This is a genomic window from Aeromonas sp. R1-1 (assembly GCF_040908495.1).
Taxonomy (GTDB): domain Bacteria; phylum Pseudomonadota; class Gammaproteobacteria; order Enterobacterales; family Aeromonadaceae; genus Aeromonas; species Aeromonas veronii.
Genome location: NZ_JBFODV010000221.1, coordinates 1 through 20,649, shown reverse-complemented (window position 1 = coordinate 20,649; position 20,649 = coordinate 1). Strand labels below are relative to the sequence as shown.

Here is a 20,649-nt window from a genome sequence, read left to right as displayed (position 1 = left end):
TGGCGGGGCAGCTGATGACGCGTCAGCTGCCGCAGAGTGAAAGTAAAGAGGGCTCTGCGGAGCCCTTTTTGTTTGGTTTTGCTTTACGAGGGGAGGGATGATGTTCGGTATTCATGATCTTGTACTGTTTATGGTCTCGGGGCTGCTGCTCAACATCATGCCGGGACCGGACTCCCTGCTGGTCATGCTGCGCAGCGGCTCGCAAGGGTGACGTGCCGGTTCGGTCGCGGCCCTTGGCATCGGCACCGGTGTCATGGTGCATGTGCTGGCGGCGGCCCTCGGTCTGTCGGCTCTGCTCAGCGCGTCGGCCGAGTTGTTTGCCCTTATCAAGCTGGCTGGTGCCATTTACCTCATCTATCTGGGGTTCTCTCTGCTGCGCCAGCAAACGACGGGTGCAATGGAGAGAGAGGTCACCCTGCCCGTCCTTTCCTATGGCCAGATTTACCGGCAGGGAGTGCTGACCAATGTGCTCAATCCCAAAGTCGCGCTCTTTTTCCTCGCCTTCGTGCCCCAGTTCATCGCACCGGATGCCCCCGACAAGGCCCTCGCCTTTATCCTGCTCGGTTGCATCTTCAATCTGGGCGGTATCATCTGGTGTCACCTGCTGGTCTTTACCACCGTCTATGCCAGCCACCGGGTTCGGTTGTCACAGCGTCTCGGCCGCTGGCTCAACCGGGGCATTGGCACCCTGTTTGTCGGACTCGGGATCAAGCTCGCTTTTTCAAGCCGCTAACTGGCTGCCAAGGGACGTTCAAGAAGGAAGCTGGCGCACAGGGTCGAGCCGATAACATGGCCCCAAGCAGGTCGCTGTGGCAAGATAAGCCCCTGTTTTATCTCGATCTGGTTGCCTGATGAAAGAAACCCTGCCCAGTGGCAGCCAAACCACGTTGCGCAACCGAGTTGGCTGGGCCAGGACCTATCTGCTCAAATTCGGACTAATCGAGCAACCAAAGCGGGAATGTAGTGGTCAACTAAATCCGGACTGACTATGAAGTGCGCCAATGTTGATCGTCATCATCAATAAGCTCCGAAATGGAGATTTGGATGCTTGTCGATGATGTGCCTTTTGGGCTTTCCAAGACAGGAAACAATAATAAATACAGAAGGTAAGTGGCTATGAAATGGATAGTGCTTGTCGGGTTGCTTGGTGCCGCACCGGCTTATAGCAGTCAACAGCTATACAAGGCGCTGTGGCTTGATAACAAGGGCAAGCATGAGGTTATTCTGTCGGTAGATGAGATTCCGGCAACGGAGGAAGATAGTCGCTCTCTGGCTATTACCGGATTGGGCACCCTGAATGGTGAGCAGGAATGGGTCCTGTATGACAGCGTCACCAACTGCAACCTCGATATGTTCATCAATATCAACCCCGCCGGATTTGAGGTCGTCGAGCTCACCGGCAAGGGGGATTATTATTTGCTGCTCTCTTATTCAATGGCCTGTCGCGGTGGGCTCGATCCCGGTGATGTGAAATATTTTGCTTACAGAAATGGCAAAAAGTTTGCCTTGCGTGGTGTTGAACATTTTGTCGCTGATGGCAAACCCCTCTACCCGGAGGAAAAAGCAACGCCAGTTGCAGGGGCGCATCTTAAAAATCATCCCCAGCTCTATCGTTACATGATGAAAAAATGGCCTGATATCGCCACCGTGATGATTGATTGACGATGAACGTGACGCACTAGGGTCATTGGCTTTTTGCCTTGCTGGAGTGATCCGCCGTGTCGTGGCAATGCAACAAAAGGGGCTTGCAACTGCAGGCCCCTTTTCGTTGGTTGTTACATCCGCGCTGAGGTGTTTGCCGTGGGCATCTAGCGTGCCGGTTTCAGCATGCGACTGCGCAACAGCAGGGGCAGTTGGTTGAGCACCAGGGCGCCGAGCACCAGTCCGGCTCCGGCCAGTTTGGCGCCGCCGAGGGGTTCGCTATAGAAGAGGGTGCTCAGGATCAGGGTCCAGACCGGTTCCAGCAGCATCATCAGGGCGGCGTGGGCAGTGGTCATCTTGCTCAATGCGTGAGTGAGCAGCCAGTAGCGCAATGTGGTGGCGATCAAGACGCTCGCCGCAAACCAGCCCCAGATGCCGTGGCTGACTCCAGCCTCGGGCCACTGTTCGGTCAGCAGGGAGAGCAGGGTGCCGAGCAGGCCGGTCATCGCCAGCTGGATGCACGTGAGCCAGGTGGGGGCAATGGATTGGGCAAAGTGGCGATGGACGGCGAGCTGGATGCCGAGAGTGGTGGCCGCCGCCAGAAACCAGAACAGCGAAAGCGACACGCCCCAGTGGGTACTGCTGGAGAGCAGCAGCAAACCCGCGATGGCGATGGGCAGGGTGAGACAGTAGTGGCGGCCGGGCTTGGCTCGAAAGGCTCCCCAGGCGGCCAGCGGGGCCATCAGGGTCGCGACGCTCATGATAAAGGCGCCGCTGCCCAGCGCATCGCTCTGGCTGATGGCGGTGACCCACAGCAGCAGGCTGGCGCCGAGCAATGTGCCGCAGCCGGCGGCGCGCACCAGTTGGGCGCGGGTTGGCGGTGGCTCGCGCAACCAAGCCAAGGGGAGCAACAGCAGCGCCGCCAGCAGAAAGCGGCTGCCGATAAAGGCGGCAGGGGGCAGTTCGCGGATCGCCTCTTTCGAGAAGAGCCAGCCAGCAGCGGCCAGCAGGGTGACCAGTACCATCAGCAGCAGGGGAGTGCGGTTCATTGGGGTCGTCATGGTGAAATGGAGGGGAGAGCATAAAGGAAAGGCGCCAGGTATTGCTACCTGGCGCCTTTCGCATCAGCCTTGAACCGCCGTCGCGGCTCGCGGCCAGCAATCAGTTCATGCCGTAACGCTTGAGCTTCTTGCGCAGGGTGCCACGGTTGATACCCATCATCACGGCAGCGCGAGTCTGGTTACCACGGGTGTACTGCATGATCACGTCCAGCATCGGCGCTTCGACTTCGGAGAGAACCATATCGTACAGATCAATCACTTCCTGACCGTTCAACTGGGCCAGGTAGTTACGCAAGGCCTGTTGCACAGAGTCACGCAGGGGGCGCTGGGTCGGCTCGGCAGCGTGATTGTGAGTAGTTGTTACCAATGCATCAGAAGTCAGGGTTTGTTCGAACATATTCGGTCGGCTCTTTAGTTATCTTGTTAACCTAATCCATCGAAATACGCTTCGAGTGCCTCAAGTTGCGCGTCTGCGCAATCCAGGGCATTGAAGTGCTTACGGAATTCTCGGCCCGTCTCTTCTTCATCCAGATACCAGCCCACGTGTTTACGGGCTATGCGCGCTCCCAGATATGCACCATAAAACCGGTGCAGGTTGGTTACATGCTCGTTCATCAGGGTGCGAACCTCTTCCCTCTCGGGAGGCGGCAGCTTGGTGCCCGTCTCAAGAAAATGACGGATTTCCCGGAAAATCCAGGGTCGTCCTTGCGCAGCTCGGCCGATCATCACGGCGTCGACACCGGTATAGTCGAGGACATACCGGGCTTTCTCCGGGCTGTTGATGTCACCATTGGCGACAACAGGAATCGATACGGCCTGCTTAATCGCCCTGATCGTGTCGTACTCCGCTTCGCCCCGGTAGAGGCAGGCACGGGTACGACCATGCACGGCAAGGGCCGCGATACCGCAATCTTCGGCGATTCGGGCGATCTCCACGCCATTGCGGTTATCCGGATCCCATCCTGTGCGGATCTTCAAGGTGACAGGCACCTCCACTGCATCCACCACGGCCTGGCAAATTGCTTTGACCTGATCGGGGGCACGCAGCAGGGCAGAACCTGCCAACTTCTTATTCACTTTTTTTGCCGGACATCCCATGTTGATGTCGACGATCTGTGCGCCCTGCTCCACGTTGTAGCGGGCAGCAAACGCCATCATCTCGGGGTCGGCTCCGGCAATCTGGACCGATCGCAATCCGCCTTCTGCAGAGTGATCCATCCTCATCCGGGTTTTCTGGGTATCCCAGACATCCGGGTTGGCCAGCAGCATCTCGGAAACGGCCATGCCAGCCCCCAATCGCAAACAAAGTTCACGGAATGGTCGGTCAGTTACACCGGCCATGGGAGCCACAATCAAGGGAGTTTCAAGCGTGTGGGGACCTATCTGCATTCCACGGTTACCATCGGCTTAGGGCGGCGTATATTACGCATTTTTTAGGCAGGAGAAAAGGTTAGTATTTGAGCGTCAGCCATTTTTTTCTGAAAAAAACGTCGCGCCAAGGCTTGCAAATTCTGGAGTTATTGAAAAACGGCCAGATTGCCGGAGAGTGAGCGCTGTACCATTCGGGTCGGACGCCTGCATAATTGTCAGTCCACTTGCAGGCCCGCTTTGCGTTATGATAGCGGGCTTAAGTCGAGCAAATGCTCCAAACATTTATGCAGCAAAAGCGGATTGGGGATCTATGACGTCAAGGTTCATTAAATCACTCTGGCCGTGTCTGATGGGGGCCGTGCTGGGGTCGGCGCAGGCGCAAACCATCAGTTTCGGTGAAGCCTGGACCCGGGTCATCCAGCAGGATGAAGGGCTGGCTGCCGAGCAGGCCGGGGTCGATCGTGCCAAGCAGCTGCGCGAGGCTGCCAAGGACATGTATCTGCCCAAGGTGGATCTGGGGGCCAGCTATACCCACCTCGATCAGCCGATTGAACTCGACATGATGGATCTCAACCCCATCGCCAACCATCCGGAGATGATCAAGGCGCTGCAGGGCATACTGGGCCAATTTCCGGTACCTCTTCCCCAACTCTCACATGACGACTTTGTTACTCCGCTGACCAAACAGAATGTCGTGACCAGCTCGGTCAAGATGCTCTGGCCGCTCTTTACCGGCGGTCGCATCGATGCGGCGCAGGATATCCGCCAGGCGCAGGTGAGCGAGGCGCAACAGCTGCTGGTGCTCAAGGAGCAGTCCACTTTCGAGAGCCTCTCCCAGGCCTATTTCGGTGTGGTGCTGGCAGGTCAGGTGGTACAGACCAAGCAGGATATTGAGGACGGGCTGGCCCGCCATCTGGATCACGCCAGGAAGCTCGAAGCGCAGGGGCAGATTGCCAAGGTGGAGCGCCTCTCCGCCCAGTCGGCCTATGATCGGGCCCGCATCGATACCCAGAAGGCGCGCCGCAGCCTCGAGATCGCCGAGCTGGCCCTCGGCCGCATGCTGAAGTTGCCAAATGCCCAGCCGGGCAGCGGCCTGTTCGTCAATGAGGAGCTGCCGCGTCTCGATGGGCTGGTGCAACAGACCCTGGAAGTTCACCCCGGCCTTAAATTGCTTAGCGCCAAGAAAGAGCAGGCCAAGGGGATGATCCGGGTCGAGCAGGGCAAATATGCCCCCGAGGTGTTCCTGTTCGGTAACTACAACCTCTATGAAGATGATTCGATAGCTTCCAAGACCGCGCCAGACTGGCTGGTGGGGGTGGGCGTCAGCATGCCGCTGGTGAGCCGCGATGGCCGCTCCGAGACGGTGCAGGCTGCCAAGAGTGCCGAGCTGCAGGTCAATCTGCTGCAGGCCAAGACCCGCGAGGATCTGCAGCTGCTGGTGGAAAAGACCTGGCGTGAAGCGGCGCAGGGGCTGGAGGAGTATCAATCCCTCTCTTCCACTCAGGCGCTGGCCGAGGAGAACGTGCTGCTGCGGGACAAGGCCTTCGGGCAGGGGCTCTCTACGTCACTCGATGTGGTGGATGCCCAGAACCAGCTGGCGGGGGTCAAGACCCAGCGCGCGGCGGCGGCTTATCAATATGTGGTGTCGCTGGCTCGCCTGCTGGCGCTCTCCGGCCAGATGAACAGTTTCAATCAATATCAGCACGGTCAGGTGATCGAGGTGAACTCATGATCGCACTTCAGTCCGTGCCTTTTTCTATCTCTGTTTCGACCGCCAAGGGTCGCCCGTTTGTCGAGGTGAAGTGATGAGCCATCCCCCCATCAAAAAGAAGATGAGCCAGGGTAAACCGCTGTTGTTGCCGCTGGTGCTGGTGATCCTGGTGGTCTGGCTCGGCTGGCGCTTCTGGCTCGCCTATCAGCCGGAGCCGGTGCATCTGCAAGGGCAGATTGAAGCGCAGCAATATTCGGTCTCCTCCAAGGTGCCGGGGCGCATCGACGAAGTGCTGGTGAAAAAGGGCGATCAGCTGACCAAAGATCAGCTGGTCTTTACCCTGGCGAGCCCCGAGATTGAAGCCAAGCTGAGCCAGGCCAAGGCCGGTGAGGCCGCTGCGGGTGCGCTGGCGCAAGAGGCGGAGAAGGGGGCCCGTGCCCAACAGATCGCTGCCGCCAAGGATCAGTGGCAAAAAGCCAAGGCTGCCGCCCAGCTGCGTGGCAAGACCTATGAGCGGGTTGCCAGCCTGCACCGCGACGGCGTAATGCCGCTGCAAAAGCGCGATGAGGCCTGGACTGCCTGGCAAGCTGCACGCTACAGCGAAGGGATGGCGTGGCAACAGTACCAGATGGCGTTGGAAGGGGCTCGGGAAGAGACCAAGATCGCCGCTCGCGAGAAGGCCAAGATGGCGGCGGGTTCCGTGGCCGAGGTTGAGGCCTATCTGGCCGACACCCGCATCACCAGCCCCCACAATGGTGAAGTGAGTCAGGTACTGCTGCGCAGCGGCGAGCTGGCGCCACAAGGCTTCCCTGTCGTGACCCTGCTCGACATGAGCGATGCCTGGGCCCAGTTCCACGTTCGCGAGGATCTGCTGCCCCGTTTCTCGGTCGGTACCGAGTTTGATGCCCGCATCCCGGGCCTTGGCGACCAGACCGTGCGCTTCAAGGTGACCCATGTGGCCGTGATGGGGGATTTCGCCACTTGGCGTGCTACCGATACCCGTCAGGGTTTCGATATGAAGAGCTTCCAGGTGGAGGCTCGCCCGCTGCAACCGGTTGAGGGGCTGCGGGTTGGCATGAGTGTGCTGGTTGAACTCTGATGGGACGTGAATTTCGGCTGCTGTGGCAGGATCCCTTCAGCCGTGCCCTGATGAGCTGGGTGCCTCTGCTGCTGATGGGGATCCTCTGCTGGATCTTCTCGGCGGGGCTGGCCCGCGACCTCAAGGTGGGGCTGGTGGATCTCGACCACAGCGTGCTCTCGCGCCAGCTCGCCTTCTCGCTGGATGGCTCGGCCGGGCTCAAGGTGGCGCAACAGTTTGACTCCATCGATGCCGGTGCCCGAGCCCTGCGCGGTGGCGACATCTATGCGCTGGTGGTGATCCCCAACCATCTGGAGCGGGATGCCCGTCAGGGCACCCAGCCGCAGGTGACGGTGTTCAACAACGGCCAGTTCATCCTGATCGCCAAGCTGGTTAACTCAGCGCTGGCGCAGGTGGTAGGCACTCTTAACGGTCAGGTGGGCGTGCTGGAGGCGATGGCCGATGGCAAGGCGCTGCCCGGTGCGATTGGACAGTCAGTGCCCATCAGTAGTCAGGTCACTGCGCTCTACAACCTCAACTCCAGCTACGCCCAGTTTCTGCTGAGCGCCATTCTGCCCGCGGTGTGGCAGATCCTGGTGGTGCTGTTCGGCCTCAATGCGCTGGCCCGTACCGATCGGTTGGGGCTGGACTGGACCACTCGCGGTGTCTGGTTTGGCCTCTGGCGCACCCTGCTGCCCCACGTGCTGATTGGCTGGGGCTGGGGGATTGTCTGGACGCTGCTGCTGTTCAAGGGCTTCTCCTACCCCATGCACGGCAGCTGGCTGGTGCTGGTGGTGGGTCTGGGGCTAGCCTCGGCCGCCTGCGTCACCATGGGGGCGTTCTTTTACGGCATCATTCGGGATCCGGCCCGCGCCCTGTCGTTAGCGGGGGCTTACACTGCGCCCGGTTTCGCCTTTATGGGGGTCACCTTTCCGGTGAGTGCCATGGGAGATTTCGCCCGCTTCTGGCGCAGCCTGTTGCCGGTCTCTCACTATGTGGAGCTGCAGATTGGTCAGAGCAACTACGGTCTGCCCCTCTCATCGGCGCTGCCGCAACTGGGGGCGCTGCTGCTGTTCCTGCTCCCCCTGCTGCTGGTGGTACGACGTTACAAGCAGCAGGCCGAGCTGGCCCGTCAATCAGCCGCAGTGGCCGTCGCCGAGAAGGAGCCTGAGTGATGTTGGGATTTGTCGCTCTGTTGCGCCTAGAGCTGCGCACCCTGCTGGCGGATCGCGCCATCATGCTGACCCTGTTTGGCGGGGTGATCTTCTACTCGTTTCTCTATCCCCAGCCCTATCTGCATCAGCTGCCGCGGGAAGAGGCGGTGGTGGTGGTCAACGACGATGGCAGTCAGTTGTCCCGTCAGCTGGAGTTTATGGCCGATGCCACGCCGCAGGTGAAGCTGGTGGCGCGGGCCAATTCGCTGGCCGAGGCGCGCCAGCTGATGATGGCCGGGGAGGCGAGCGGCATCCTGCATATCCCCAACCACTTCTATCGGGATCTGATGCTGGGCAAGATCGTCACCCTGAGCTATGCCGGTGATGCCTCCTACTTTCTGGTCTACGGCACCATTGCCGAAGGACTGGCACAGGCTGGGGGTACCCTCGCTGCGCAGGTGAAGGTGGCGCGGCTGCTGAGCCATGGCGAGGCACTGCCGCAAGCGGCCATGGGCTGGAACGCGGTGGCCCTCAACGTGGTGCCGGTGTTCAACCCCACCATGGGCTATGTGAATTACGTGGTGCCGGCGGTATTCGTGCTGATCCTCCATCAGGTGTTGCTGATGGGGGCGGGGATCCTGGGGGCGACCCAGAACCAGCGCAGTTGCCGCGGCGAGCATGGTTACTGGCAAAGCGCGCCGGTGTTGCCGCTGCTGCTGGCCAGAACCCTGGTGCTGGCGGGGTTGTTCCTGCTGCCGGTGAGCTACTTCCTCGGCTTCTGCTTCGATCACTATAACATCGCTCGCCATGCTGACCCTGTGCAGCTTTGGCTGTTCGCCCTGCCATTCCTGCTGGCGACCTGCTGGTTTGGCGTGGTGCTCGGTGCCATCTTTACTCGGCGGGATCTGCCCACTCAGGTGGTGCTGATCTCCTCCTTGCCGCTGGTCTTTCTGGCGGGCTTTATCTGGCCGCTGGAGCTTATCCCGGCGCCCCTCAACTGGCTGGCTCAGTGGGTGCCCACTATCCCCGCCATCGAGGGTTTTCTGCGCCTTAATCAGATGGGGGCCGACTTCGCGCAGGTCTCCCGCTACTGGTGGCAGCTGTGGGGTCTGGCGCTGCTTTACGGTGTGCTGGCCTGCCTGTTGCTGCGTTGGCGGCAGCCGTCGTTGCCGGTTGCTCGCCCGTCAGTCGTGCAGGGTGAAACGACCGCCGGTTAAGCGGGATGGTGCAAGCGCGAGCAAGATGGCGTGTGCGGTAAGGCGAAAACGGTCAGCCCTTGGGCTGACCGTTTTGCTATGTGGTGGGGTTAAGCGGTTGTACTGCTGCTTTAGCCGCGCTGGAGTTCGGGATCGCCGATGGCGTAGATCTGCCCCACCGCCGTCTCATCCGCCAGCAGACGCAGCCCTTGGGCGGCCACATCGGCACGGCGTACCAGTCCGTGTACCTCCTTGCCCTGACTCAGTTCGGCGCGGCCGGTGGCGTCGCCATCCTGAAGGCCCGCCGGGCGCAGAATGGTCCATGCGAGGGCGCTGGTCTGCAGCCAGCTCTCCGCCAGACTCTTGAGACGTACCTCGTGACCGAAGGCGGCGCGTGCCCGCTCCGGCAGATACTGCCAGCTGTCGCCACAGCCGAGGGAGGTGACCAGCAGCAGCCGTTTCAGCCCTGCCTGCTCCATGGCATCGATCACATGGCGGTTGCCCTGATAGTCCACCGGCGCGGCTTGACGGAAGCTGCCGAGGGTAGAGACGACCTGTGCATCTTGTCCCGCTCGGGCACATGCCTGCTGCACCGCAGCCGGATCCAGCGCATCCCCTTCGATCACCTCAACTCCCAGCGCACCTAGTTCTGTGGTCATCTCGGGGTTGCGTACCAGCGCAACGACCCGGTGACCCTGGCTCAGGGCGTGATGAGTAAAGGCGCGGCCCAGCCCGCGGCTGGCTCCGAAAATCAGTGTGGTTGGCATAGCTGAGCTCCCTTGGCAAAAGGGGCTAGCCTAGTTGCTTGTTCGCCTGCTGTAAATGAGAGTTGTTTTTATTTGTGAGTCAGCAAGGAGGAGAAGGTGCGAGCCGTCAGCGACTCGCACTCTTTGAGAGGGATCAGCCGTTGTAGTTGCCGATGCTGGGGCGACGGCTTGGGCCGCTCAGGTGGATATCCACCGGATTGAATGCCTTGATCGCCTCATAGCTGAAATCACCGATCGCCTGATGCAGGCTCTGGGGCGTGTGGTTGGTGATGATGATGACGCTCTTTGACAGGTTGCGACGGCGGCGCAGCAGGTGGCCGAGGAAGCTGGACTGGCTCTCCGCCATTTTGGCGCGGTTGGCCGATACCTCATCGATGATCAGCAGATCCACCTCTTCCAGCGCGCGGCGGTACTGGTTGCGCTCGTCCTGATCGGGGATGACGTTGAAGAACAGCCGATCGACGATGGAGGCCCACTGCTGGAAGATCACCGATTTCTGGTGACGGGCGATCAGCTCATGCGCCACCGCTCCCGCCAGCGTTGACTTGCCGGTGCCGTAGTCGCCGTAGATCAGCATGCAGCCGCCACCGCTCTTCTCCCAGTGCTCGAAGCCGCTGATAAAGTAACGGGCTGTTTCGATGGGGTATTGCAGCGCCGGGTCACCGGCATCCATCTTGTCAAATACCCAGTCGGGGTTGAGGTCGGCCTGGGCGATCAGCTTCTGGATCCGCTCCTGACGGGCCGCCTTCTGCAGCTCGCGCACCTCGGCGTTGGCCTTGGCGTCGTACTCCTTGCGCAGGGTCTCGTAGTCATACTGGCCGCCGCCGGTCTCTTGTTGCAGGCGACGAATGCGCTCCAGCAGGCCACCTACATGACGGCTCAATTCCGGGTCGTGAACACGGTGGTCCTGCTTGGCCTTGGCGATCTTCTGGCGCTTGGCTTCGATCTCTTCCAGCTCCTGGCGCAGGGGATCTTGCGGGTCAGTCATGGAATGCTCCTTCTGCTCGATCAGGGATGGGTAGACAAGGGGTTGATTCTGCCTGCAGGCGGGGGCCGCTATCAATCATTATCCGGCTCCTGCTGCGCTGCGGGGTCTTGCATCTGCTGTTGGGCCAGTCGCTTGGCCTCTTCAATCATCTGTTGGGCCCGTTTGCTGGGGCCCGACTCTGCCGGGGCCGGCGTCACCTGCTGGTAGCCCTGCACCTCCATCGGTTTGCGACGGGTATAGCGGCGGGTCTTGAGGGCGCGAATGAACTTGAGCATCCATTGATGCTGGGAGTCGAACACCTCGGGGCGCCCCAGCCAGTAGGCGATAAACTCCCCCAGATCCTCTTCGCTATAGCTGGCATCGATCACCCCGCACAGGCGGGCGAGGGCGGGCAGCTCCTCGTCCGGTCGCCACTGCAGATGCATCTGGAAGGGGCGTTCTGGCAGCGGGCTGCGCAATTTCTGGGTCAGCAGCGGTAACTGGAACGGGCACTGATGGTAGTGCTCACTCTCGGGCTGTGCCTCGACCTGCAGCAGGCCCGCCTCCATCAGTTCATCAAACAGCTCGGTGAGCTGACGGGCATTGACCTGGAACGAGAAGCCGCAGGGATCACCCGGATCGACCACTGCCAGCGCCCGGCCCAGCTCGGGATAGTTGAGCTTGGCCGCCTGATTTTCCAGCACTAGTCGGCGCAGCTGCAGGGTATAGAGACTGCGGGCCGGATGGGACAATCTTGGGTGGGCAAGGGCGCTGTATTCGGCTGGGGTCATGGTCTTCTTCACGAGATGGAGTGGGGGGCATTATCCCTTATGGCGCCCACTTGCACAATTCGCATGGGGTTGCGACATAACGAGGAGATACGGCACTGCTATGTGGTTGTTAATAGAGCTATCTGTATTTCAGAATCTGACCAAGGTCTATTTTTGACACATCGTTTCCGCGGATACCGGACTTTTGAACTAGTCTTAATACCTAAATAACCAATTGACTAATAAGAGCTTTATCAAGATGTTAAGAGCCGGGCTACGGATCCTGATGGTGGAGGACGAAGCTGTTTTTCGCCACTCGTTAATAAGTTACCTCGCACGGGATGGGGCAACGGTGTTTCAGGCCGAAGATGGTATTGAGGGGCTATCGGCGGCGGCCCTCTACCATCCCGATGTAGTGTTGTGCGATCTCAATATGCCCAATATGAATGGCCACGAGGTGATCGCCTGCCTCTCTGCGCGCTATCCCCATATTCCGGTTATCGTCATTTCAGCCCAGAGCACCATGGAGGCGGTCGCCAGCGCCTTGCGTGCCGGTGCGCGGGACTATCTGCTCAAACCCCTCGAGGATTATGCGCTGGTCGAGCGCAGTATCGAACAGTGTCTCAACGGCAGCGCCAACCGGGCGCAGCAGCTGGAGCTGATGGATCACATCGACTATTTCAGTGCCCATGACAAGGCGGCCAGCCGCCTTCTGGCGGGGCTCAAGCCGCCGGGCTTGCAGGAGTGGGGCCCCTGGCAGGTCACGTTCAAGGGGCTGGGGCAGTTGTTTATTCCCGATACCTTCAAGGTGGAAGACAAGCTGCTGGTGCTGGTGATGGAACTGCCGATCATGGGGACGGATGCGGCATTTTGTGGTGCGCTGGTGCGATCCTTGATGAATGTCCCCTACCGCCAGTTTCAGCAGAACGAGAGCCGGTTGCTGAGCCAGCCGCACCGGTTGCTCGACTACCTCAACCATCAGTTGATGGCATCCGGGCTTCGCCACTCTTTTGCCATGGCGGCGCTGCTGTTTGATCAGCATGATGGGTTGGTGTTTGCCAACGCCGGGCTCACCTCTCCCCACTGGCTGATGCGCTCCGGCGGCTTGCCCCTTGGCCTGATGCGCAGCAGCCACTACGCCTTGCACAAACGCAGCTGGCATGAACCGTTCGCCCTGCAGTTTCGCAGCGACAGCGGCGGCTCACTGGATGTGCAGGTTCGTCATCACTGATGCTGCCTGATAAACAGGCCAAAACAAACAGGGCGCCCATCGGCGCCCTGTTTGTGGTTTACAATCCTGACCGTTTAGACGGTGGCAGATTGCAGTTTCTTCTCTTGAGCTTGCGGCTCTTTGGCCGGGCCTTCGGCACCGTGCATCCAGTAGACCAGGCGGTTGGCCATGGTCAGCAGGATCAGGGCGCTCAATATCGCAGCCAGGGCGATGCCACCGAAGATGGCGATGGGGCCGGCTTCACCCACGAAGGAGCCGATAAAGCCCGCAGCGTAGTTGGCCAGGGCAACGAAGCCAAACCAGGCACCCATCATCAGGGAAGCCAGACGCAGCGGAGCCAGTTTGGTCACCATGGATAGGCCAATCGGGGAGAGGCAGAGCTCACCCAGGGTGTGGAACAGGTAAGCACCTACCAGCCAGAACATGGAGGTCTTGACGGTGTTGTCGCCACCCTGCTGCAGCACGGCACCGACCATGAACAGGAAGCCGATAGCCAGGAACAGCAGACCCATGGCGAATTTCACCGGAGAGTTCGGCTCTTTCTTGCCGAGCTTGATCCAGATGGCCGCAACGACCGGTGCCAGGGTGATAATGAAGAAGGGGTTCAGGGACTGGAACCAGGCGGTCGGCACTTCGAAGTTGCCGATCATGCGGTCGGTATACTCCTGGGTGTAGAGGTTCATCAGACCACCGGCCTGCTCGAAACCGGCCCAGAAGATGATGGTGAACAGACCCAGTACCAGAATAACCTTGATGCGATCCACTTCCTGCTTGGTCAGCGGTGCTTTCTGCTCGGTAGTACGCAGGGCGGCTGCGCGCTGGGCGGCAGTGACGCGACCGATGTCACCCAGGAAACGCTGGGCCATGGTGGCCTGGATCACCAGAGAGAGCAGCATACCGATACCTGCGCCGACGAAGGCTGCTTGCCAGCCGTAGGCCGTAGCGGCAGCACCACAGATCACACCTGCCAGCAGGGAACCCAGGTTGATACCCATGTAGAAGATGGTGAAAGCACCATCACGGCGGTGATCGCCCTCTTCATAGAGGTCACCCACCATGGTGGAGATGTTCGGTTTGAACAGGCCGTTACCCACGATCAGCAGCGCGAGGCCCGTGTAGAACATGGTGTTGACCATATCAGGGAACATGGCGTGGGGCAGTGCCAGAGTGAACTGACCTGCGGCCATCAGCACGGCACCGATCAGGATGGCGCGACGTTGACCCAGGAAGGTGTCAGCCAGCCAGCCGCCGATCAGCGGAGTGATATAAACCAGACCGGTATAGATACCGTAGAGTTTGAGGGCATCTGCCTGACTCCAGCCCAGACCGCCGTTGGCAGTCAGGTCAGTCAGATAGAGCACCAGAACGGCACGCATGCCGTAATAGGAGAATCTCTCCCACAGTTCGGTACTAAAGAGCAAAAAAAGCCCTTTAGGGTGACCTAAAAAGGTCCCTTTTGACGGGTTATTCATTGGAACTTCCACCTGTGTCTTATATTTTTTTGAGTTTTTTATGCAAGGGCGAGAAACACGCCTCAATCCTTATAGAGCATGTGTGAATAAATTACAACATTATGATTTGCTGAGAGTTTATTTACTCTTGATTGATTTTTTGTTGCAAAAATGAAAAAGGGGCATCATTTGATGCCCCTTAAATACGTCTATAAAAAACAGATTTATCAGCGATTACAACTGCTTGACGAACTGCTTCAGCCAGCTGATAAATTCGCCGTTCAGCTCGTGATGGCGCACACCATATTCCACATTGGCTTTCATGTAGCCCAGCTTGCTGCCGCAATCGTGGCTCTTGCCCTTCATGAAGTAGGCGTTGACCTGCTCCTGTTCCATCAGCATGGCGATGGCGTCAGTCAGCTGGATCTCGTCACCGGCACCGGCCGGGGTCTTCTCCAGCAGCGGCCAGATATTGGAGGAGAGGACGTAACGACCCACCACCGCCAGATTGGAGGGGGCTTCGTCACGGGGCGGCTTCTCGACAATGGCCTGCATCGGCAGGGACATCCCCTCGCTCAGGGCCTCGCCCTTGATGTCGGCGATGCCATACTTGTCCACTTCGCTCTCGGGAACCGCTTCCACCATGATCTGGCTGATCTGGTTCTCTTCGAACATGTGCACCATCTCGGCCAGGTTGTCTTTTTTCGGGTCGCTGGCCACTTCATCAATCAGTACATCCGGCAGCAGCACGGCGAAGGGGTTGTCACCGATCAGCGGGCGGGCGCACAACACAGCGTGGCCCAAACCTTTGGCCTCACCCTGACGGACGTGCATGATAGTGACGTCTTTCGGGCAGATCTGTTGCACCTCTTCCAGCAGCTGACGCTTGACTCGCTTCTCGAGGGTCGCTTCCAGTTCGAAACTCTTGTCGAAGTGGTTTTCGATGGAGTTTTTACTGGAGTGGGTGACCAGCACGATCTCTTTGATACCGGCGGCGATGGCTTCGCGCACTACGTACTGGATCAGCGGTTTGTCGACCACCGGCAACATCTCTTTCGGGATGGCCTTGGTGGCTGGCAGCATACGGGTACCCAGACCGGCTACCGGGAGCACGGCCTTGCGAACTGTCAGAGGAGTCTTTTTCATGGAAAACTATCCAGCGGGATTAAAGTGCGGCCATGATACTCCAAGAAAAATGGGGCAGCCACAGGCTACCCCATTCGTATATGCAGAGCTCGGACGTTATTTGACGATGATCATGTCACGGTTGGCTTCCAGCGTGGCCGGGCCAATGCCATTGACATCTGCCAGCTGATCGACCGAGGTGAACTTTCCCTGTTTTTCCCGATAGTCGACGATGGCTTGTGCCTTCTTGTCACCAATCCCTTTCAGGCTGGTGAGTTCGGCAAGGGTGGCCGTATTGATATTCAGCTTGCCGGTCTCCTTGGCGACCTCGGCTGTGGTTGTTTGCTTGGGTGCTACCTTATCTGCGGCCAGCACGGGTTGGCTGAACAGGGGCAAGCAGGCCAGCAGCATGACTGCTGAGAGCTTCTTCATCAGCATTTCCATTCCTCCATGATGTGGATATTGCCGAGTGGCACATTGATGAATAGCGTATCGAGCGGGTCTTTTTTACTGCTATTTCTAACAGGTCAAATCCTCATGCCGATGGCGAAATATTTGCTATAAGCGCTTCACTACGAATGCCCTCATAAATCCAACCGTATGATCTTGAATCTATTTTAGATGCATCATAAAGGTGGCGGGCACGCTTTCCCGCGGCGCTACGCTCGAGACATTTCTGGCACATCACATGGCATTATTCTGTGCAACACTGCACTGATGGCATGTTTCACTGGTCTTCAAAAGAGAACCAATAAAAAAGGCTGCTCACCTGGGGTGAGCAGCCTTTGTGATCGGTTTTTTCAGGCTAGAGCTGATTAAGCTTGTTCGTCAGCCTGGGCAGCCTGGATACCGGTCAGGGCGATGGTGTAGACGATGTCGTCAACCAGGGCACCACGGGAGAGGTCGTTGACCGGCTTGCGCATGCCTTGCAGCATCGGGCCGATGGAGACCAGGTCAGCGGAACGCTGCACCGCCTTGTAGGTGGTGTTACCTGTGTTCAGATCCGGGAACACGAACACGGTGGCTTTACCGGCAACCGGTGAGTTCGGTGCCTTGGACTTGGCCACGTTCTCCATGATGGCCGCATCGTACTGCAGGGGGCCGTCGATGATGAGGTCGGGGCGCTTGGCCTTGGCCAGCTCGGTCGCTTCACGCACTTTCTCTACATCGGCACCGGCGCCAGAGGTACCGGTGGAGTAGGAGATCATGGCTACGCGCGGCTCGATGCCGAACGCGGCAGCAGAGTCGGCGGACTGGATGGCGATCTCGGCCAGCTGCTCGGCAGTCGGATCCGGGTTGATCGCGCAGTCACCGTAGACCAGAACCTGGTCAGGCAGCAGCATGAAGAAGATGGAGGAGATCAGGGAAGAGCCCGGAGCTGTCTTGATGATCTGCATCGGCGGACGGATGGTGTTGGCAGTGGTGTGCACCGCGCCGGATACCAGGCCGTCAACTTCATTGCGTTCCAGCATCATGGTACCCAGTACCACGTTGTCTTCCAGCTGTTCGCGGGCAACCACTTCGGTCATGCCCTTGTTCTTGCGCAGCTCGACCAGACGCGGCACATAGCGCTCGCGCACAACGGCCGGATCGATGATTTCGACGCGATCGGTCAGAACAACACCCTGCTGCTCGGCAACGCGACGGATCTCTTCCGGATTACCCAGCAGTACCGGACGGGCAATGCCACGCTCGGCACAGATGGCGGCAGCCTTGATGGTGCGCGGCTCGTCGCCTTCCGGCAGCACGACACGCTTGTTGGCCTGACGGGCCAGCTCGGTCAGCTGATAACGGAATGCCGGCGGGCTCAGACGACGGGAACGGGTAGAGCTGACGGTCAGCGACTCGATCCAGTGCTTGTCGATGTGGCCAGCGACGTAGTCCTGTACCAGCTCGATACGCTCGCGGTCATCTTCCGGAATATCGACGTTGAAGTTCTGCAGGCTGACGGCGGTCTGCCAGGTGTTGGTACCGGTCATCATGATCGGCAGGCCGGTGGCCATGGCCTGTTGGCACAGCGCCATGACCTGCGGCTCCGGATGATAGTTACCGGTCAGCAGCAGGGCGCCCAGCTTGACGCCGTTCATGGCGGAGAGGCAAGCGGAGACGATGACGTCAGAGCGGTCGCCGGAGGTCACCAGCAGGCTGCCCGGACGGAAGTGCTCAACCATGTTGTGGATGGAGCGGGCGCAGAAGGTCACGGTCTGCAGGCGGCGGCTGTCCAGCTCACCCTTGTGCAGGATCTTGGCGGCCAGATGCTTGGCAAGATCCTTGGCGCGCGGGGCGATCAGCTGGGTGTTCCAGGGGATGCAACCCAGGATGCGCAGCGGGCTCTTGCCAAACACTTGCAGCACTTCCAGGTTGTGGGCGGCGTCGGAAGCGTGGTGATGGGCTTCGAACATCTCGGTCAGGTCAGGGCGGGTTACGCCATGCTCGTCAACCGGCGCGCCAACCTTGTTGATCACGCAGCCAACGATACGGGGGTTGTTGACACCACCGAAGTTGGAGCAGGCCAGTTCGATGCGCTCTTTCAGCTTCTGGCTGGAGTCATGGCCCGGGTGGGTCACGAATACCATGTCAGCATCCAGCGCCTTGGCGACGTCATAGTTCAGCTTGTTGGCAAAGGGCTGCTTGTCGGTCGGCACCATACCTTCGACAACCAGCACTTCGGCACCGCTGGATTTCACGTGCTCTTCGAAGCGGGCAACGATCTCTTCCAGCAGGATATCGGTGTTGCTGGAGCTGATCATGTTCTCGGCGTAGGAGAGGGTGAAGGGCTCGGGCGGATTGATGTTGGCAGCTGCGCGGATAACGGCGGTTGAGCGCTCGGCACCGGTTTCACCCGGACGCGGCTGGGCAACCGGTTTGAAGAAGCTGACATTGACACCGTGACGTTCCATGGCGCGAACGACGCCAAGGCTTACGGAAGTTACGCCGACACCAGTGCCGACCGGGATAAGCATAATAGTGCGTGCCACTTTATACCCCTTGTTCATTTTTTGGGATCAGGAAAAGGCCGCCCTGGTGGGCGGCCTCGAGTTACTGCGTCAATTAAGCGCCGACCAGTTCCAGTGCGTCGTGGGCGATAACCCACTCTTCGTTGGTCGGGATTACCAGGGCCTTGGTAGAACCAGCCTTGGTGATCTCGCCACCCTTGCCGAAACGAGCCTTCAGGTTGGCGTCGTGATCGACGTCAAAGCCCAGCAGACCCAGCTTGTTCAGGGTGATTTCACGGATCGGGGCGGAGTTTTCACCGATACCACCGGTGAAAACAACGGCGTCCAGACGACCGTCCATGGCGGCAGCGTAGGCGCCGATGTACTTGGCCAGGCGATAGCAGTAAACGTCCATAGCACGCTTGGCTTCTTCTTTGCTGTCGTAGTTGTCTTCAACAAAACGGCAGTCGGAGGTGACTTCGGTCAGACCCTGCAGGCCGGACTCTTTGGTCAGCATGGTGTTGATATCGGCCACGCTCATGCCCAGCTTGTCGTGCAGGAAGAAGATGATGGCCGGGTCCAGATCGCCGGAGCGGGTACCCATCACCAGACCTTCCAGCGGGGTCAGACCCATGGAGGTATCAACGGATTTGCCGTTCTTGATGGCGCAGACGGAACCGCCGTTGCCCAGGTGGCAGTTGATGATGTTCAGCTCTTCAACCGGCTTGTTCAGCTGCTTGGCAGCTTCCAGGCTGATGTAGTAGTGGCTGGTGCCGTGAGCGCCGTAGCGACGGATGCCGTTCTCTTTGTAGAGCTTGTACGGCAGGGCGTACAGGAAGGCTTCTTCCGGCATGGTCTGGTGGAACGCGGTATCGAATACGGCCACGTTCTTGTCAGCCAGCGCGGGGAATACGCGGCGAGCTTCACGGATACCGATCAGGTGAGCCGGGTTGTGCAGCGGAGCGTACGGAACAGCGGCTTCGATGCCGGCGATCACGTCTTCGCAGATGACCACGGAAGAGGTGAAGCGCTCGCCACCGTGAACAACACGGTGACCGATGGCGATCAGGTTCTTGGACAGTTCCGGATTGAGCGGCAGGATCTTGTTGACGATGAAGTCCAGCGCTTCCTGGTGAGCGGCACCCGCGCCCAGATCGGCACTGCCTTTCTCGCCATTCAGTTTCCACTTGATGCGGGCGTCGTCGAGGTTGAAGCACTCGGCCAGGCCGGACAGCAGGTCATCACCGGTGGTTGCGTCAATGACGGCAAACTTCAGGGAAGAGCTGCCACAGTTAAGAACAAGAACCAGCTTACTCATGAATAAATCCTATCGCAGATTGGGTTGTGTAGGCGGATGCGTTGGACGCGGTGCGGCCAAAAACTTTCAACTTATCCTTATGAGGGTTGGCAATCTGTTGCTTGCCCCTTGTATAGTGATACAAGACCCGAAATCCAGACGTCCCTGACAGGTCAATAGCAAGAAGCTTTTGACGCAAAAATGGGCGTACAAAGGATAACCCGATTGTTGAAAAATAACAAAGTCATCCTCAACCTTTGTTACTTTGCATCAAATTTTGTCGAGGTTTTGCCGTTAGTACGTTCAAAAAGCGCTCGGAGGTAGTATGAGCATGAACATTTTTGGAACTAAGTTACAGCAAGGCCGCCATTATATGACGCTTTGGCCGCGCCGTCCCGAGCTCAATTCGATGTTTCCTGAAAATCGGGTGATCAAGGCGACCGAGTTCGCCCTCAAGGTGATCCCCGCGCTGGCGGTGCTGAGCGTGATGCTGCAGTTCCAGTTTGGGGAGCAGCACTACTGGCCTTCCGTCATCACTTCCGTGCTGTTTCTGCTCAGTTTGCCGCTGCAAGGTTACTACTGGCTCGGCCAGCGTGCCGACACCCGCTTGCCGCCGTCGCTGGCGAGCTGGTATCGGGAGATCAACGGCAAGATGAACGAGCAGGGTGGTCGCCGTCAGCTGGTCTCCCAGCCTCGCTATGAAGAGCTGGCCGATACCCTCAAGGCTGCGTTTCAGCAGCTGGACAAATCGTTTCTCTACGAATAACCGGATTCAAACGTAAAAAAGGCGCCAGTGGCGCTAATGCCGATCAGTTAAGGATCCATTGACCGATCCTTCTGTTGTGTGAAAATCCGAAACCTGTTGATTGGTTTCGGATTTTTTATGCGTATCG

General features: G+C 59.0%; 19 protein-coding genes and 1 pseudogene. 9 read left to right on the top strand and 11 right to left on the bottom strand.

Annotated elements, in window-relative coordinates; genetic code table 11:
* Positions 1-100: 100 nt before the first annotated feature.
* From AB5Y92_RS14855 to AB5Y92_RS14845, 3 genes and pseudogenes are all read left to right on the top strand, one after another.
* Positions 101-733, top strand: a pseudogene (locus AB5Y92_RS14855) (LysE family translocator).
* Positions 734-851: 118 nt separating this feature from the next.
* The gene (locus AB5Y92_RS14850) at positions 852-986 is read left to right on the top strand and encodes a winged helix-turn-helix domain-containing protein (protein ID WP_228023767.1); all 135 of its coding nucleotides are present in this window, start codon (positions 852-854) and stop codon (positions 984-986) included.
* Between the two features lie 130 nt (positions 987-1,116).
* Positions 1,117-1,662, top strand: coding sequence for a M949_RS01915 family surface polysaccharide biosynthesis protein (locus tag AB5Y92_RS14845; RefSeq protein ID WP_040064997.1), 546 nt, complete (start codon positions 1,117-1,119; stop codon positions 1,660-1,662).
* A 146-nt stretch (positions 1,663-1,808) separates the two neighbouring features.
* Here AB5Y92_RS14845 and AB5Y92_RS14840 read toward each other — a convergent pair whose 3' ends face one another.
* From AB5Y92_RS14840 to dusB, 3 genes are all read right to left on the bottom strand, one after another.
* Positions 1,809-2,690, bottom strand: a complete 882-nt coding sequence (locus tag AB5Y92_RS14840) for a DMT family transporter (RefSeq protein WP_368227045.1) — start codon at positions 2,688-2,690, stop codon at positions 1,809-1,811.
* Positions 2,691-2,802: 112 nt separating this feature from the next.
* Complete coding sequence (gene fis / locus AB5Y92_RS14835; RefSeq protein ID WP_005309538.1) at positions 2,803-3,099, bottom strand: DNA-binding transcriptional regulator Fis; 297 nt, start codon at positions 3,097-3,099, stop codon at positions 2,803-2,805.
* A gap of 26 nt (positions 3,100-3,125) precedes the next feature.
* Positions 3,126-4,091 carry a tRNA dihydrouridine synthase DusB gene (gene dusB, locus AB5Y92_RS14830; protein ID WP_203119965.1) on the bottom strand — a complete coding sequence of 322 codons (966 nt, stop codon included), beginning with the start codon at positions 4,089-4,091 and terminating at the stop codon, positions 3,126-3,128.
* A gap of 292 nt (positions 4,092-4,383) precedes the next feature.
* Between dusB and AB5Y92_RS14825 the strand changes: the two genes are divergently transcribed.
* From AB5Y92_RS14825 to AB5Y92_RS14810, 4 genes are all read left to right on the top strand, one after another.
* On the top strand, positions 4,384-5,805 hold the full coding sequence (locus tag AB5Y92_RS14825; protein WP_368227044.1) for a TolC family protein: 1,422 nt from the start codon (positions 4,384-4,386) through the stop codon (positions 5,803-5,805).
* Positions 5,806-5,878: 73 nt separating this feature from the next.
* Complete coding sequence (locus tag AB5Y92_RS14820) at positions 5,879-6,883, top strand: HlyD family secretion protein (protein ID WP_368227043.1); 1,005 nt, start codon at positions 5,879-5,881, stop codon at positions 6,881-6,883.
* Positions 6,883-8,037, top strand: coding sequence for an ABC transporter permease (locus AB5Y92_RS14815; protein ID WP_368227042.1), 1,155 nt, complete (start codon positions 6,883-6,885; stop codon positions 8,035-8,037). The genes AB5Y92_RS14820 and AB5Y92_RS14815 overlap by 1 nt, the downstream gene beginning before the upstream one ends.
* On the top strand, positions 8,037-9,233 hold the full coding sequence (locus tag AB5Y92_RS14810) for an ABC transporter permease (RefSeq protein WP_164537663.1): 1,197 nt from the start codon (positions 8,037-8,039) through the stop codon (positions 9,231-9,233). The genes AB5Y92_RS14815 and AB5Y92_RS14810 overlap by 1 nt, the downstream gene beginning before the upstream one ends.
* Positions 9,234-9,343: 110 nt before the next feature.
* Here the strand turns inward: AB5Y92_RS14810 and AB5Y92_RS14805 are convergent, their stop codons facing one another.
* The 3 genes from AB5Y92_RS14805 to AB5Y92_RS14795 all read right to left on the bottom strand — a co-directional run bounded on the left by AB5Y92_RS14805 (position 9,344) and on the right by AB5Y92_RS14795 (position 11,737).
* Entirely contained in the window at positions 9,344-9,979 is a 636-nt protein-coding gene (locus AB5Y92_RS14805) for an NAD(P)-dependent oxidoreductase (protein WP_164537662.1), read from the bottom strand.
* A gap of 133 nt (positions 9,980-10,112) precedes the next feature.
* On the bottom strand, positions 10,113-10,967 hold the full coding sequence (locus AB5Y92_RS14800; RefSeq protein ID WP_040065008.1) for a DnaA/Hda family protein: 855 nt from the start codon (positions 10,965-10,967) through the stop codon (positions 10,113-10,115).
* Positions 10,968-11,038: 71 nt separating this feature from the next.
* Positions 11,039-11,737, bottom strand: coding sequence for a DnaT-like ssDNA-binding domain-containing protein (locus AB5Y92_RS14795; RefSeq protein ID WP_040065009.1), 699 nt, complete (start codon positions 11,735-11,737; stop codon positions 11,039-11,041).
* Between the two features lie 238 nt (positions 11,738-11,975).
* Here AB5Y92_RS14795 and AB5Y92_RS14790 point away from each other — a divergent pair, with 238 nt between their 5' ends.
* Positions 11,976-12,947 (top strand): response regulator, encoded by a 972-nt coding sequence (locus tag AB5Y92_RS14790; RefSeq protein WP_040065011.1) that lies wholly within the window; start codon positions 11,976-11,978, stop codon positions 12,945-12,947.
* Positions 12,948-13,021: 74 nt separating this feature from the next.
* Here the strand turns inward: AB5Y92_RS14790 and AB5Y92_RS14785 are convergent, their stop codons facing one another.
* The 5 genes from AB5Y92_RS14785 to AB5Y92_RS14765 all read right to left on the bottom strand — a co-directional run bounded on the left by AB5Y92_RS14785 (position 13,022) and on the right by AB5Y92_RS14765 (position 19,777).
* Entirely contained in the window at positions 13,022-14,419 is a 1,398-nt protein-coding gene (locus tag AB5Y92_RS14785; RefSeq protein WP_164537660.1) for a peptide MFS transporter, read from the bottom strand.
* 213 nt (positions 14,420-14,632) lie between these two features.
* Positions 14,633-15,544 carry a UTP--glucose-1-phosphate uridylyltransferase GalU gene (galU, locus tag AB5Y92_RS14780; RefSeq protein WP_164537659.1) on the bottom strand — a complete coding sequence of 304 codons (912 nt, stop codon included), beginning with the start codon at positions 15,542-15,544 and terminating at the stop codon, positions 14,633-14,635.
* A gap of 96 nt (positions 15,545-15,640) precedes the next feature.
* Positions 15,641-15,961 (bottom strand): ComEA family DNA-binding protein, encoded by a 321-nt coding sequence (locus tag AB5Y92_RS14775; RefSeq protein WP_164537658.1) that lies wholly within the window; start codon positions 15,959-15,961, stop codon positions 15,641-15,643.
* A 377-nt stretch (positions 15,962-16,338) separates the two neighbouring features.
* On the bottom strand, positions 16,339-18,519 hold the full coding sequence (gene pta / locus AB5Y92_RS14770) for a phosphate acetyltransferase (protein ID WP_005339119.1): 2,181 nt from the start codon (positions 18,517-18,519) through the stop codon (positions 16,339-16,341).
* Between the two features lie 55 nt (positions 18,520-18,574).
* Positions 18,575-19,777, bottom strand: a complete 1,203-nt coding sequence (locus AB5Y92_RS14765) for an acetate kinase (RefSeq protein ID WP_005349210.1) — start codon at positions 19,775-19,777, stop codon at positions 18,575-18,577.
* 304 nt (positions 19,778-20,081) lie between these two features.
* Here AB5Y92_RS14765 and yfbV point away from each other — a divergent pair, with 304 nt between their 5' ends.
* On the top strand, positions 20,082-20,522 hold the full coding sequence (yfbV, locus tag AB5Y92_RS14760) for a terminus macrodomain insulation protein YfbV (RefSeq protein ID WP_043851809.1): 441 nt from the start codon (positions 20,082-20,084) through the stop codon (positions 20,520-20,522).
* Positions 20,523-20,649: the final 127 nt, after the last annotated feature.

What these genes read in the sequence shown, in the direction of transcription:
- AB5Y92_RS14825 (WP_368227044.1), top strand. Translation starts at nt 4,384, where the DNA reads ATGACGTCAAGGTTCATTAAATCACTCTGGCCGTGTCTGATGGGGGCC.
- AB5Y92_RS14820 (WP_368227043.1), top strand. Translation starts at nt 5,879, where the DNA reads ATGAGCCATCCCCCCATCAAAAAGAAGATGAGCCAGGGTAAACCGCTG.
- yfbV (WP_043851809.1), top strand. Translation starts at nt 20,082, where the DNA reads ATGAGCATGAACATTTTTGGAACTAAGTTACAGCAAGGCCGCCATTAT.
- AB5Y92_RS14795 (WP_040065009.1), bottom strand. Translation starts at nt 11,737, where the DNA reads ATGACCCCAGCCGAATACAGCGCCCTTGCCCACCCAAGATTGTCCCAT.
- AB5Y92_RS14845 (WP_040064997.1), top strand. Translation starts at nt 1,117, where the DNA reads ATGAAATGGATAGTGCTTGTCGGGTTGCTTGGTGCCGCACCGGCTTAT.
- dusB (WP_203119965.1), bottom strand. Translation starts at nt 4,091, where the DNA reads ATGCAGATAGGTCCCCACACGCTTGAAACTCCCTTGATTGTGGCTCCC.
- galU (WP_164537659.1), bottom strand. Translation starts at nt 15,544, where the DNA reads ATGAAAAAGACTCCTCTGACAGTTCGCAAGGCCGTGCTCCCGGTAGCC.
- fis (WP_005309538.1), bottom strand. Translation starts at nt 3,099, where the DNA reads ATGTTCGAACAAACCCTGACTTCTGATGCATTGGTAACAACTACTCAC.
- AB5Y92_RS14785 (WP_164537660.1), bottom strand. Translation starts at nt 14,419, where the DNA reads ATGAATAACCCGTCAAAAGGGACCTTTTTAGGTCACCCTAAAGGGCTT.
- AB5Y92_RS14765 (WP_005349210.1), bottom strand. Translation starts at nt 19,777, where the DNA reads ATGAGTAAGCTGGTTCTTGTTCTTAACTGTGGCAGCTCTTCCCTGAAG.
- AB5Y92_RS14800 (WP_040065008.1), bottom strand. Translation starts at nt 10,967, where the DNA reads ATGACTGACCCGCAAGATCCCCTGCGCCAGGAGCTGGAAGAGATCGAA.
- AB5Y92_RS14805 (WP_164537662.1), bottom strand. Translation starts at nt 9,979, where the DNA reads ATGCCAACCACACTGATTTTCGGAGCCAGCCGCGGGCTGGGCCGCGCC.
- pta (WP_005339119.1), bottom strand. Translation starts at nt 18,519, where the DNA reads ATGAACAAGGGGTATAAAGTGGCACGCACTATTATGCTTATCCCGGTC.
- AB5Y92_RS14775 (WP_164537658.1), bottom strand. Translation starts at nt 15,961, where the DNA reads ATGCTGATGAAGAAGCTCTCAGCAGTCATGCTGCTGGCCTGCTTGCCC.
- AB5Y92_RS14850 (WP_228023767.1), top strand. Translation starts at nt 852, where the DNA reads ATGAAAGAAACCCTGCCCAGTGGCAGCCAAACCACGTTGCGCAACCGA.
- AB5Y92_RS14790 (WP_040065011.1), top strand. Translation starts at nt 11,976, where the DNA reads ATGTTAAGAGCCGGGCTACGGATCCTGATGGTGGAGGACGAAGCTGTT.
- AB5Y92_RS14840 (WP_368227045.1), bottom strand. Translation starts at nt 2,690, where the DNA reads ATGAACCGCACTCCCCTGCTGCTGATGGTACTGGTCACCCTGCTGGCC.
- AB5Y92_RS14815 (WP_368227042.1), top strand. Translation starts at nt 6,883, where the DNA reads ATGGGACGTGAATTTCGGCTGCTGTGGCAGGATCCCTTCAGCCGTGCC.
- AB5Y92_RS14810 (WP_164537663.1), top strand. Translation starts at nt 8,037, where the DNA reads ATGTTGGGATTTGTCGCTCTGTTGCGCCTAGAGCTGCGCACCCTGCTG.